The organism is uncultured Cyclobacterium sp., assembly GCF_963977555.1.
In the GTDB taxonomy this organism is placed as follows: Bacteria; Bacteroidota; Bacteroidia; order Cytophagales; family Cyclobacteriaceae; genus Cyclobacterium.
In genome coordinates this window covers 34,786-47,930 of record NZ_CAXBPD010000014.1, presented here as the reverse complement: position 1 = coordinate 47,930, position 13,145 = coordinate 34,786, and the positions used below count along the sequence as shown (strand labels likewise).

The 13,145-nt window shown below is 38.2% G+C and carries 9 protein-coding genes; 3 read left to right on the top strand and 6 right to left on the bottom strand.

From position 1 onward, the window contains the following. Window positions 1–8: 8 nt before the first annotated feature. The 4 genes from AAC073_RS16825 to AAC073_RS16810 all read right to left on the bottom strand — a co-directional run bounded on the left by AAC073_RS16825 (window position 9) and on the right by AAC073_RS16810 (window position 8,339). Window positions 9–1,988 carry an OmpA family protein gene (locus AAC073_RS16825; RefSeq protein WP_339924963.1) on the bottom strand — a complete coding sequence of 660 codons (1,980 nt, stop codon included), beginning with the start codon at window positions 1,986–1,988 and terminating at the stop codon, window positions 9–11. 5 nt (window positions 1,989–1,993) lie between these two features. Next, the gene (locus AAC073_RS16820; protein ID WP_339924962.1) at window positions 1,994–3,154 is read right to left on the bottom strand and encodes a hypothetical protein; all 1,161 of its coding nucleotides are present in this window, start codon (window positions 3,152–3,154) and stop codon (window positions 1,994–1,996) included. 483 nt (window positions 3,155–3,637) lie between these two features. Continuing rightward, window positions 3,638–7,045 carry a DUF1080 domain-containing protein gene (locus AAC073_RS16815; RefSeq protein WP_339924961.1) on the bottom strand — a complete coding sequence of 1,136 codons (3,408 nt, stop codon included), beginning with the start codon at window positions 7,043–7,045 and terminating at the stop codon, window positions 3,638–3,640. Between the two features lie 28 nt (window positions 7,046–7,073). After that, window positions 7,074–8,339, bottom strand: a complete 1,266-nt coding sequence (locus AAC073_RS16810) for a Gfo/Idh/MocA family oxidoreductase (RefSeq protein ID WP_339924960.1) — start codon at window positions 8,337–8,339, stop codon at window positions 7,074–7,076. Window positions 8,340–8,508: 169 nt separating this feature from the next. Between AAC073_RS16810 and AAC073_RS16805 the strand changes: the two genes are divergently transcribed. Both AAC073_RS16805 and AAC073_RS16800 read left to right on the top strand, forming a co-directional pair. Further along, window positions 8,509–8,733, top strand: coding sequence for a hypothetical protein (locus AAC073_RS16805; protein WP_339924959.1), 225 nt, complete (start codon window positions 8,509–8,511; stop codon window positions 8,731–8,733). 11 nt (window positions 8,734–8,744) lie between these two features. Next, entirely contained in the window at window positions 8,745–8,999 is a 255-nt protein-coding gene (locus AAC073_RS16800) for a Rho termination factor N-terminal domain-containing protein (RefSeq protein WP_339924958.1), read from the top strand. A 384-nt stretch (window positions 9,000–9,383) separates the two neighbouring features. On the opposite strand, the gene AAC073_RS16795 is transcribed toward AAC073_RS16800, so the two are convergent. After that, entirely contained in the window at window positions 9,384–9,650 is a 267-nt protein-coding gene (locus tag AAC073_RS16795) for a hypothetical protein (protein WP_339924957.1), read from the bottom strand. Window positions 9,651–10,088: 438 nt separating this feature from the next. Next, window positions 10,089–12,452, bottom strand: a complete 2,364-nt coding sequence (gene topA / locus AAC073_RS16790; protein WP_339924956.1) for a type I DNA topoisomerase — start codon at window positions 12,450–12,452, stop codon at window positions 10,089–10,091. A 169-nt stretch (window positions 12,453–12,621) separates the two neighbouring features. Between topA and AAC073_RS16785 the strand changes: the two genes are divergently transcribed. After that, window positions 12,622–13,098, top strand: a complete 477-nt coding sequence (locus AAC073_RS16785) for a histidine phosphatase family protein (RefSeq protein WP_339924955.1) — start codon at window positions 12,622–12,624, stop codon at window positions 13,096–13,098. Window positions 13,099–13,145: the final 47 nt, after the last annotated feature.

Here is a 13,145-nt window from a genome sequence, read left to right as displayed (position 1 = left end):
GAATAATTTCAATAGCGTACCTGAACTTCCACCTTTCGATCCTCCGGTCGCGAACTCCTTTTGCTTCCGCGAATCAATAAGGCGCCAGGTTGGCGTTCTATCTTGTCCTTGGCTATTCCGAACTGATTTAATAAAATCCCCTCAACTACAGCTGCACGCTTTTCAACCAGTGTCATATTATAGGAGGTGCTGCCAGTATTATCGGCAAACCCTTTCACCAAAATTTTTGCCTTGGGACTTCGGTTTAGACTATTTACCAAAGGTACTAACTTTAATTTTTCATTTTCTGATAAGGTACTTTGATTTGATTCAAAATAAATTTCAGTATAAAAACCATTCTCAATTAATTCAGCTTTTTTTTCAGAAGGATTTGGCAACGGAAGTGGGACACCCATGTGAATTGTATTTATAGGTTGGGCAAATTTGTATTTTTGTCCCCCTAGATCTTTTCCTGGAACCGCCTTGAAACCAGTTCCCGTAACCATTTCAGTACTGTCCAAATAGGTAAGCGCAGTTGTATCTCCTAAGGCCACTGAATCAAGAGGGGTGGCGCTGTTAACATAATTAGGACGGTTTACTGAAGAAGATTTCCTGTAATAAGGCATTGGATAAGGAATATTGAAATTGGAACTTTGGCCCTGAGAAGACTCTAAATATTGATCACCTGCGTAAGGCTTATTTCCATCCACCAAAGTATTTTCATTGTAACTCCTGTATACCGTTTCTGTTTCTTGCGGCAAAATCATTTCCGGTTGCATTCTTCTAAATGGGTACTGCCAGACAATTACCGAATCAGTTCTTTCTGCGGTCTCAATGTTTCGAGAATTAAGTGATGAAAAAATAAGCGTACTGTCCTTATTGGTTTTGGTTGCTTCCGTAGCAGAGCTTTCTTTAACATTACTTTTAATAGAAACGGCTATATCTTCTGGTCTATTTTCAATTTCTGGATTGATGACACTTTTACCATTGTCGATGGCAGAAGCTGTAAGCATTGCCATAGAGTCTGTTTTAGAATTAGCAGACTTTATTTCAGTAACCGTTCTAATAGCTGTTGAGGACGGACTTATTGCATTGGCCCGAAAGACATTCTTAGAAGGGAATAAGCTAATTTTTAATCCAAAATGATGATTAAAAAACCAATCTTTGTTATTTTGAGCGTCACCTCTAAAAGTCCTCCCACCTGGGCTTAAGGCAATGCCTGGATAGGCTGCGTATTCTTGAAAGGCATCGGAAAAGCTTGTTCTGGAGGTACCGCTTACATCATCGATATAATCAGTATTGGTCCTCTTTACATCTGATTGGACATAAAGTTCTATTTGTTTTGTTAACCTCAATCTTACCCCAATACCTGCTGCTAAATAAAAGGTGTTATCCTTATAGCCATTGTCACTGGATGCTTGTAGTCCACTCAAGTCTGTTTCGAAGGTCCCATCGGTTTCCAATGTATTTTGCGAAAAATCATATTGGTTTCCATCTGCATCTAAAAGGTCTCCTTTAGGCTTGAATTGCACCCATCCACCACTCGCCGTGAAATAGGGTGCTATCAATGAATTTTCAAGCAGTATTTTTCCATTATCGGTTCTGAAAACAAAGCCTAAACCCAAGTCCCTAACTTGGGTTTTGAAATTTAAGGCCCTGTTGAAATTTGGCGCAGTTATTTGTAAACGATTCTCTTTGTCTCTAAATCTATCACTCATAGACAAGGAATATTGACCACCACTGAGAAGAAGCCCCCAGCTAGCACTAATTCTCTGTTCGATAGATATTGAGAGGGAAGGAGTCTGGTTATAATTGGCATTGTAAGAATAAGCTTGTCCTAAAGAATTCCAGTCCAGAAATTTTTCATGGCGATAATTACTTAGGTCCCCATAATAATTGGAATACCCTAAACCCGCACCTAACCGGAGCTTGTATGGATTCAGTTGCGCCATTAGATCCCCTGTCTGGCCTATCAATAATCCTATGAGTAGAAATATGGTTCTGAGCACAGCTTTTATTGTTTAAGTCCTAACCAAATATTGAATTCGGCACTAAAGCCAACAAAGGGATATAAGGTTACATTTTCAAATTTTGAGTTGACGGTAGACGAGGTTAATACCGCTCCAGCATTGAAACGCAATATTCTGAATATACTGTAACCTAATCCAATGTAGGAAGGTCTACCGATAAGTGGACCGCTGATTTCAGTTTGATTGCCGTCTGTCATATTTGAAAAAAATACGCCAGTTGAAATCGAAGCATTTCCTAAGAATTTGGTAAAATTTTTATTGCCCAATGGCAATGATATTCCAGCAAATGCAGAGGTGCCGTATTCCAGGTCGTTGAAGCCTCCACCAAAGTAGGTCCCAGCGTATCCGATATTAATTGGTAAATAGTGGGGTTTTTTCTCTGTCGGATAATTGTCAATCTCCCGTATATCCACCAGCATTAGCAAATTAGATCGTAGGTATTGATCCGTTTCTGCTTTGGTAAGGGCCACAAGCTGGTCTATAAGTTGGTTTGCATAGTAAGCTTTGTCAGTACCTTCAGCCTCACTGCTTTTCTTTAATAAATTAAACTTGGCATTTTTCAACCTAACGCCATGAACCTGTTCAATTTTTTGTTTTACGACATCACTGAAACCTGCGAAATCTTGATCCAATTGATGGGTATAATTGCTTAGCCCCTGGTTAACTATTTCATTTAACTGAATGATCATTGCCTTTTGGGAGACCAAAGCTTTTACCTCTTTTTTGGTGACTTCAAAATTTGCCTTTAAGTAAGTTTCCAGATTGGTGTGAATGGCATCCTTGACAGCTGCCATCTCCGCGGAATCCGTAGTGTTGTAATAATAGAAGTTTAAGGTATAGTTTTCACTACTTCTAAGTGGGTAGGCTACATAAATTTCAAAAACAGAAGGACTTGTTAGGTAAGCGGCCTTCCATGTATAAGTTTCAGCGGTATTGATTTTTTTTGTGGTTTTATGGATTTTTACTTCCACCCGTCGTATGCCTTCAGGTAGAAGGCCGTCAATTAGAAATCTTTCTTCTGAGGGAAGGGGAAGTCCAGAATTGATCTGATTTTTCTCAGGAGAAAAACTTACCGATTTTATTTGACCAATAACCTCCATAGGTAAAGTCAAAACTAAACATAAGATTAATAAATTTTTCATCATATTCTTTGATTGGAAAGGATCAATGTAGATAATTATTTTATAGATTTAATTTTTATACAATAATGTTTTTTAATATTTAATATTATAAATTAATCTATAATCATGCCAGATTATAGCTTGACTTTTAGTTTGTTTTTAGTAGGAAATCAAATAGGCAGAAAGTGGTCGCTTATAAAGCATTTTATCCTTCAAATTGTTTATTTCTGAAGGTTTTTTTAGCATTTATTATTGGACCTTATCCATATTCATTTGAGTTAGTCACTAGCGATTTTCCATTTTAAGAAATTGACTATAACCTGTTAAGGAAGCTTAATTTGATGTTTCCGCTTAGCATTTTTAAAAACATTAGGCACAAAAAAGGAGAGACAATCAAATTGTCTCTCCTTTTTAATTTTATTGATTCTAAATGTTTTTCAATTAGGCAACAGTTGGCAGGGTGAAAGAAATTTTCTGGATTTCTATACCTGTACTGCTTGGCTATTTTTAAAGCGTTTTTACCCTGATATTTTTGAAAAACAAGTTGTCTCCATGACCAAGAAATCCTATATGGCCTTTTTCCTTGGAAAGTCCAGGATGCTCTCTTTTGTCTAAAGTTCCATTTTTACGGGCATCGGCAATATTTACATCAAGGATTTTACTACCGTTTAAAATGACCTGAATTCGATCACCTTTCACGATGACTTCTTGATAGTTCCACTCACCTACAGGCTTTAAGTGTCCTTTTTTAGCAGCACTAGTACCATAAAGTGAGCCATGGTACTGATAAGGCTTGAGCTTGCTGTATATCTCTGCTGTATCATCCAGAATTTGAAGTTCCATGCCTTCATAAGCTGCATCTCCTTTTAAAGGTGCTCTAATACCCAAACCATTGTTTGCTCCTGGAGTTAGTTTGAATTCAAACCTGAATTCAAAATCACTATACTCTTCACTAGTCATCAAATTTCCACTTCCACCTTTATCAGGATAAATGGCCAATACGCCATTTTCAACAATATAGTCTGTTTTATTTCCAGTCCATTTATCTAGGTTGGTTCCATCAAACAATACTTCAAAGCCATCTTTTTTCTCTTGTTCGCTAAGCTCAAATTTTGGGGCTCCAACTAGCTCACGAATATATATATCCCTGTAGGCTACGTAGGTGCCATGTGCTTGGAGTTCGATCTGCCCTGTTGGGAATATTGGAGATTCTCTGTCCCAAAAATTCTCTAGGGTTACATCATCTACTACCAATTCACCATTTAAATAAACGGTAACTTTTTCGCCTTGCATAAGAATATGGAAAGTATTCCATTCTCCAACTGGGTTATCGGCAACTTTTATTGGCTTACTAGGATGTTTTTGGTTGTTGTACAGACCTCCTGATCCTACTTCAGCACCCACATTAGTTCTTGCGATATCCCAAATTTGAACTTGAGGTGTTCCTCTCAAATAGATACCAGCATCTCCATCAGCAGTGATCTTCCAATCCACAAACATTTCAAAATCACCAAAGTCTTTTTCTGCCGCAATGTTCTGACCTTTACCTGTAAAGACAAGTAAACCGTCCTCTGCTATCCAGCCAGTTTTCATGGTTTCATTGGCTTTTTCTTGTTCGCGTTTGAATGTTCTTTCGGTCATTTCTGCCCTTTTTATTGGATTGCTGAAAACACCTTTCCAACCGTCAAGGTTTTCTTCATTGAACAAGCTGTAAAATCCAGCCGTTGTAGGCATCTCATCGAGGAACTTCTTAAGAGAAGTTTTATAATATTGACTGTCCTGCCCACTGATCACTTCAATGGTGCGCTCTACGATACTCTTCACTTTGTTACCGAAAAGGGCATCATTGTTCTGAACAATATTCATCACTGCTCGAGCAGCAGCTTGCTGATAGGTTGGTATTTCTTGGTATTTTCCAGCAACAAGTAATGCTTGAAAAGTAGGGTAGTTGCCTAACTTGTTTAATATCGCTTGAATGTTCTCCTGACTTTTGGCCAATTCCAAAGCGTCTCTTAGCATTAAAACTTTCTGAACATTTGCTCCATCAGTTGCTGGCACTAACCTCACGTAACCTGCCAATGCTTCTTCCATCAAATTATCGGTACTTGCATTTCTAGCGATATGTAATAATGGCCCTGTGGCTGCAGGATCTTCTGCCTGATTCAAGGCACTTACCACAGCCTGTCTTTGTTTTACATTTCCTGTTTCATAAATGTCCTGAAGCTTATTCAAAGCTGATTGTCCACCAGTTTTGGCCATGACTTTGTACAAGTTCATTTGTTTATCCAATGCCAATTGAGGCAATAGGTCCATAGCCCATTTGGTTTCTGAAGCTACATCTCCTTTTAAGGCATTTGCAACAATAATAGCTTCCTGGATTTTACCCAGGTCATCTGTATTGCTTTCACTTTTTAATAGTGCTATCAATTTCGGCAAATCATCCGAAGTGGCCATTGAAGAAAGTGCCGTTAGCGCAGCAGTTTTGACCTCTGGGGAATCGCTAGAAGTAGCTGCAAATACAACATCAATTTGATCTTCAGCGGCTCTTGAAGCCAATAGACCTAATAATGCTATTTTGTTTTCATTGGATGCATCAGCAATTCTATTGGCTATTTCAGCTGTAACATTGTCTCCATTCATGCTTTGCAAAGCAGCTACCAATTGCTTTTTATCTTCATCGTCAACCACAGTAAAAAGATCTAAGATCTCTGTCAACGCGAGATTATCACCTGATGTTACGATAGAAGAAATGGCTGTTTGACGAATATCGGCATTCGTACTTCCCAGATAAGGTAAAATGGTTTGGGCGATAGCATCGTTTTTTACACTACCCATTCGTTGAAGTATTGCTACAACAGCTTCATCAGAGCCTTTGCTCAATGTTTTTTTCCAATCATCCAGTCCTTGAATAAGTTGATCATCGGTAAGGTAGCCTAAAGCAGTACCTCTATACCTGTATTCATCCGCTTGAGAAGCTTTTATAATTTGTTTGTTTGCTTTTTCGGGAGCATATTTCACCAATAATTCTAAGGCACCAGCCTTGGTATGGTAATGCTCCGCTATATCGGTGGATTTATCTAGTTTTTTTGCCAGTTTTAAGGCTAACTTAGTGTTACCTTTAGCACCTAAATTGTCAATATACCTTAGGTATTGTGCTGAAGCATTACTAGGGTCGAAAGTAAAACCTGTACTTTCAGCGGATGCAAACAGTGACCCAGCACTTGAGGGCTCAGCAATATTGGCAAGCGCATAAATGGCTACTCTTTTTAGCGACGCATTAGTAGAATTAACATAAGGTGAGATCATTTCAGTAGCTGCTGTTGATCGAATATCTCCTAAAGCCTCAATAAAATTGGCTTTTTGGTCCTCATTGCTAGTTGTTTCTAAAGCCGCCATTAATGCTGCTTGTGCAGTAGGAGAGCCAATATTTGCCAATACCCTTGAAGCTGTTCCAGAGAGTCTTTCATCGGTTAAATACGGCTTGATGCTTTCTACATTCGTGTCTTTGGCAATCCACTTTATTTGTTTCAATACAAAGTTTTGTGATTCCGGGTCATTCAGTTTTTCAAGCGCATCGCTGTAGGCTTCTACCGCCATGTTTGCTTGCTCTTCTCGGCCATCCTTACTGGCGTAAAATGCAAAACCGGCCAATGCATACTCTATTTTTTCATTGTTAACACCTGGTTTTAGCATAAGGGCCATTTCTGTGATGCCACTTGCTCCAAGGTTTTCCATCTGCTTCATCGCAGTTTCTAAGTTGCTGGCATTTTCAGCCGGGAAGCGGTTGAGCAAATCAGCAATTTTAGTGGCCGTAGTTCTTCCCGCATCGAGTTGATTTTGTGCCTGGCTTAAAAACACCTGCCCCATAAAAAGGCAAAGTAGGATAGCCACTTTTTTTATAAAATATTTTTCCATAATACTGGTATTCCTTTTATTTTTTAGATCAAATGGTATAAGGTGCTCTCATTGGCTGATTCACGAGCCTGTTGGCCCCTTCATCATTTATGAATTCTAATTTGACAGGGTCAAAATTCAAATCCCTATTAAGTCTCAAGGCTGCCAATCCCATGTTTACCAAGGTGCATGATCGAAAACCATTTTGCTCGTTGAGGGCAAATTTCTTTCTGTTTTTAACCGCATCTACAAAGTCAGTAACTTGAGGTGCAGGCTCAGGGAATTGTGCCAATTTCCTTTCCATATTAGGAATGTCCGATTTAAAGCCTCTGTAAAGCTTGCCATTTGGGCCTTCTATATAAGGTGCTTCAGTAGTTCCTTCTCCATCCAGAATGATTTGACAGCCATCTTCATAGGTGTAAGTGATTTTCCTCCAAGTGCCTACAGCCTCAGGATGCTGTTGTGGCCCATCCACTTCTACTTTAACTGGGCTGGTGTCATCTTTTCCCAAGAAGTATTGGACTGGGTCCAGGTAGTGTTGTCCCATATCTCCTAATCCACCTCCGTCATAATCCCAATAACCTCTGAAAGTCCCATGTGTGCGGTGTTCATTATAAGGCTTGTAGGGAGCTGGGCCTAGCCAGCGATCATAATCAAGTTCTTTGGGAATAGGCATTTCATTCAAGCCAGTTTTCCCTACCCAGTAAAATTTCCAATCAAATCCAGTTAATTTACCTACGGTTACTTTGAGAGGCCAACCTAGCATTCCAGAATCTACCAGCTTCTTGATGTTTTTGACTTCGGTATTCATACCATAAAAGTTACTATCAAAACGAAACCAAGTGTTCAATCTAAAAACATTGCCATGTTGCTTCACAGCTTCCATGACTTTTTTTCCTTCTCCTATGGTCCTTGTCATTGGTTTTTCGCACCAAATGTCTTTGCCTTGTCTCGCCGCATCTGCAGCCATAATACCATGCCAATGGGGAGGAGTAGCAATGTGTACAATGTCAACTTCAGGAAGTTGGATGAGGTCTCTATAATCAGCAAAAGTTTTAACGTTTTTACCTAAAGTTTCCTGAGCGATTCCAATGTGACGAGTGTCTACATCACAAATGGCTACCGTTTTGGTTCCTGCATAATTGAAATGGCCTCTTCCCATGCCGCCAACACCTATTATACCTTTTGTTAAATGATCACTGGGTGCAAGATGTCCTTTACCCAAAACGTGTCGGGGTACAATACTTATACCTCCCAGCGCCAAAAGACTACCTTTAAGGAAGGTTCTTCTGGAATTTTTTAAGTTACTGCTCATATTTAATTAAAATTTTTCTTAACTATTGATACGTGAATATATTTCCTTGTGAAAGGATAAACAAATAAAATAGGACTTAGGGTGAAATTTTACTGTGAAAATTGGTATCAAAGTCAATTTGGAATGGTTTTGGTTATAATTTACATATAATAAAACAAAATAAATAAAGATGGAAAAGAATAATCAAAACAATAAACAGGACGATTTCCAGAATAATAGTTTCATAGATGCCCAGAAAGAAGCTGAAGATGGAAAAGCTGGAAAAAAATCTTCCGAGAAGGGCGAAGAAAAGTCAGAAGATAAAGCGAAAGCTAAAGATGATTTAGAACGGGCAAAAAATGCCGATAAAGAAGTGACTACCGAAAGTGAAAGATATAGAAGGGACAACGCTTAAATGATACTATCATGCCGAAAGGAAAACTTAGTAAAATTAAAAACGAGGCTCAATATGAAGCCCTTCGGGATAAAGGGTATAGTAAAGAGAAATCAGCCAGGATTGCCAATTCCCCAGATGCTGCAACAGCTCAAAAGGGAGGGAAAGCACCTGATTATGAGGAGTGGACTAGAGAAGAACTCTATAATAAAACAAAAGAAATAGGTATAGAAAACGTAAGCCACCTAAAGAAAGAAGAGCTAATTGATAAGCTCAGAAATCATTGAATCTTCATGCCTAATGATAGTCCAACCCCAACCAATCTGCTGAGAAATAATTGGTTTACTCTAATGGTATAGAATGTGTGAAATAAATAGGATACTTTCGTCTCAATCCAATTAATTGAGACGAAAGTTTATCAATTCAAATTTGAACGGTTTTTGAATTACCTGTAATGAATCAAGTTCAATAACAGCAAACTTCATTAAGTGAAAATATGGAAGTCACAGCTAATACCTAGAACAAGTAAAAAGCATTTTCAGACACATCCAAAAGTATATTTTTATTTAACGGCAAATCGGATTGTGGGCTAAAAATAGTACAGGATGTATTGTGACTAGATAATTTTTGAAACTTACCTTTCTTAAAAAAGAATGGGAACTATAGAATAATTAGTCCCTTCTTTCTTTTCTTTTCTTCATGGCCTTCCTCCAAAAAAGGTATAAAATTAAAACCAGAATGGGTAAAATAATAAATATTACCAAATCGCTGGTGTCTGAAGGATCTATTGGGTCAGTAGGTTTAGGAAGACCTTCTTGAATTTGCGCCATGAGCCCTTGTGGTATCATGGTCGTAACTAAAAGTGATACCCAAATTGAAAGTTTTACCCTGATGTTGGAATCACTGTGTTTTTTTAATATTGAGGATTTATCTTCCATTTGTCTATTTATTTAGATGAATAGTTGTCCTTAAATATTATGAAAACATCATGCCAAAACTTGAAGTTGTATTTATATTTATTAATACAATCATGAAAAAAATTAATTCATTAAAGAAAAAGCTGGTTGGCGCAAAAGCTGGGTGAGTAAATGACTTTAACGCTAGCAAAATCAATTTACTACAAAAAATGGGGGGGATTTGAAGTTTAGGTTTGACCTGAACTATGCAATAGATTATTTATTAGGTGATGATCCGCCGCAGAGGCCAAAATCAGTCAATTTGTTGCTATTTTGACTTCACCATAGTAATGCTAATACGCAATCTTGAAATAGCCTAATTTTCTATTGATTTAACCATTACCCTAGACATGTTAGAAATCCGATTTACAAAATCTGGGTTTAATGAAACAAAAAAGGCAGGTATCAACCTGCCCTCTTTTATTTCTTAGCTTTCGTTTCCTTTTTCTTTTTTGCTGGAGCTTTCTTTGCCGGAGCCTTTTTGGGTTTGGCTTTTTTAGTGTCTCCCTGCGCTTCAATGATCTTCATGACTTCTTCGTAAGTCAATGATTCTGCTTCTTTGTCTTTTGGAATCTTAAAATTGCTTTTTCCCATCTTTATGAAAGGACCCCATCTTCCATTTAGCACCTGTATGTCAGGGTTTTCGTCAAATGATTTGATGTGTTTTTTGGCATCAGCCTCACGCTTGTCTTTGATCAATTGTATGGCTACCTCTTCGGAGACTGACAATGGATCGTATTCTTTCCCTAAAGAAACAAATTTGCTGTCGTGCCTGATATAAGGTCCAAAACGGCCAATTGCGGCAACTATTTTTTTGTCCTCAAACATTCCAACATCTCTGGGAAGCTTGAACAATTCCAGCGCGTCCTCTAGCGTAATGCTTTCAATGAACTGCCCTTTAAGTAAGCTGGCAAATTGTTTTTCTTCATCTTCTGCATCTCCAATCTGCACCAGAGGGCCAAATTTACCCAGCCTGGCGATGATAACCTTGCCAGTTTTTGGATCTATGCCCAATTCCTTGCTTGAATTAACATCTGTTCTTTTAATGTTTTCGGTCAATTCAACCTTAGTATGGAAATTGCCGTAAAAATTCTGTATCATTTCTTCCCAAGGTTGTAGGCCTTGAGCGATTTGGTCAAATTCCTTTTCCACTTTAGCCGTAAAGGAAAAGTCAATCACATTTGGGAAATGCTCAACAAGAAAATCATTAACCACCATGGCAATATTGGTAGGGAAGAGTTTGTTTTTTTCTGTCCCTGTCGTTTCTGTTTTTTCTGTTTCAGTAAAAGCCCCATTCTGGATGATCATTTCAATGAATTTCCTTTGGGTTCCATCCCTAGACTCCTTTATTACATAATTTCTTTTTTGAACGGTAGAAATCGTAGGAGCGTAAGTAGATGGCCTACCGATACCCATCTCCTCAAGTTTCTTCACCAAGGACGCTTCTGTGTACCTTGCAGATGGTCGGGTATAAGATTGGCGTCCCTTCATCTCGGTCAACTGTAAAAGCTGTCCCACAGTCAATGGAGGTAATAGCCCTTTTGCTGTTGTCTCTTCTTCTTCGTCCTCATCTGTACTTTCAAGGTAAACTTTTAGGAATCCTTGAAATTTGATCACTTCACCATTGGCACTTAATGTCTGATCTGCATTTGAAATGGCTATCGATACATTGGTTTTTTCCAATTGTGCATCTGCCATTTGAGAAGCAATTGCTCTTTTCCAAATCAATTCATACAAGCGCTGTTCATTCCTATCCTTTCCGGCGTTTGATTCTGAAAAAGAGGTGGGCCTGATGGCTTCGTGGGCTTCCTGGGCACCTTCGGATTTAGATTTGAATTTCCTTTTGTTGTGGTATTCATTCCCATAAGCTGATTTTATTTCTTTTTCAGCATCCTTTAATGCATCCTCAGACAAATTAAGACTATCTGTCCTCATGTAAGTAATCTTACCTGATTCATATAGCTTTTGGGCAATGTTCATTGTTTGAGCTACAGAGAAATACAATTTTCTACTTGCTTCCTGTTGCAATGTAGAAGTAGTAAATGGCGGTGCCGGACTTTTCTTTGCTGGTTTGGTTTCAAGAGATTTGATTGAAAAATCTGCTTGGAGACAATTCTTTAAAAATGCCTCTGCTTCCTCCTTGGTTTCAAACTTTTTAGGTAATTCAGCAGAAAGTGTCTTTCCTTCAACATCGAAAAGTGCGGTTATTTTAAAAGAAACGGTAGGGTTAAATTTTTCAATTTCCCTTTCCCTGTCTACAATAAAGCGAACAGCTACTGACTGAACCCTTCCAGCAGAAAGACCTGCTTTAATTTTTTTCCATAAAACCGGAGAGAGTTCAAATCCTACCAAGCGGTCTAAAATTCTTCGGGCTTGTTGTGCATTTACCAGATCATAATCGATAGTCCTTGGGGATTCTAATGCTTTTGAAATTGCAGATTTAGTAATTTCCCTAAAAACGATCCTTTTGGTGCTTTCATCTTTTAAATTAAGAACCTCTTTTAAATGCCATGAAATTGCCTCTCCTTCACGGTCATCATCACTCGCTAGGAAAACTGTCTCTGCACCCTTAACTAATTTTTTTAATTCTTTTATTACTTCCTTTTTATCGGCGGTGACTTCATAAGTAGGTTTGAACTTATTCTTTACATCTATAGCATTTTCACCCTTAGGGAGATCTCGAACATGCCCGTAGCTGGAAGCAACTTTAAAGTCTTTCCCCAGGTATCCCTCTATTGTCTTGGCCTTTGCAGGTGACTCGACTATGACTAAATTCTTTGGCATGGTTGGTTTCTTTATAGATAAAAGTAAATGGGATCAGGTAAAATTCCACAATTCAAGTCCTAAAAATAGATGTCATATTATTCTCTTCCAAATAATCATTCAAAGCAATTTTTATTGCCGATAAAAATTCCACATATTTATTATTCTTTTTGCAGTTAAAATTGAGCAGATGGCTAAGGAATTATTATTGGTTAGGCATGGCCTTACAGAGGCACCAAGTTTTGAGACAATTGATCTTAAAAGGAACCTTACAATACCAGGTATAGACCAATTGAAAAGGCTGTCCCACCTGTTGAAAGTCAGTGGTCAGGTTTGTAATCATCAAGTCTATAGTCCAGCCAACCGCTGTAGGCAAACAGCTGATATTTTGGCATCTCAAATAGAAATTGGTGAATGTTCCCTTGTCAATAAAATTTATCAGGCTGATCACAAGGTATTACTCCAGGTCATTCACAGCTTAGGAAGCACAACAAATCATGCCATGATGGTAGGGCATAATCCAGGAGTGAGCCATTTGGCTGCCTACCTTACTGGTGAGGATCATTTACTCTTTTCTCCTGGAATGATGGTAAGAATTAACTTTTATGTAGAAGAATGGGAGCATATTTCAAAAAATAGTGGGGTGCTCGAAGAAATCCTTCAATAAAACTGTTTTATTATGGAATGTTTAAATTGACTATGGTAGGTCAACAC

Excerpts from the sequence above, each read along its gene's own strand:
- AAC073_RS16820 (WP_339924962.1), bottom strand. The coding sequence starts at position 3,154 with ATGATGAAAAATTTATTAATCTTATGTTTAGTTTTGACTTTACCTATG.
- AAC073_RS16815 (WP_339924961.1), bottom strand. The coding sequence starts at position 7,045 with ATGGAAAAATATTTTATAAAAAAAGTGGCTATCCTACTTTGCCTTTTT.
- AAC073_RS16810 (WP_339924960.1), bottom strand. The coding sequence starts at position 8,339 with ATGAGCAGTAACTTAAAAAATTCCAGAAGAACCTTCCTTAAAGGTAGT.
- AAC073_RS16805 (WP_339924959.1), top strand. The coding sequence starts at position 8,509 with ATGGAAAAGAATAATCAAAACAATAAACAGGACGATTTCCAGAATAAT.
- AAC073_RS16800 (WP_339924958.1), top strand. The coding sequence starts at position 8,745 with ATGCCGAAAGGAAAACTTAGTAAAATTAAAAACGAGGCTCAATATGAA.
- AAC073_RS16795 (WP_339924957.1), bottom strand. The coding sequence starts at position 9,650 with ATGGAAGATAAATCCTCAATATTAAAAAAACACAGTGATTCCAACATC.
- topA (WP_339924956.1), bottom strand. The coding sequence starts at position 12,452 with ATGCCAAAGAATTTAGTCATAGTCGAGTCACCTGCAAAGGCCAAGACA.
- AAC073_RS16785 (WP_339924955.1), top strand. The coding sequence starts at position 12,622 with ATGGCTAAGGAATTATTATTGGTTAGGCATGGCCTTACAGAGGCACCA.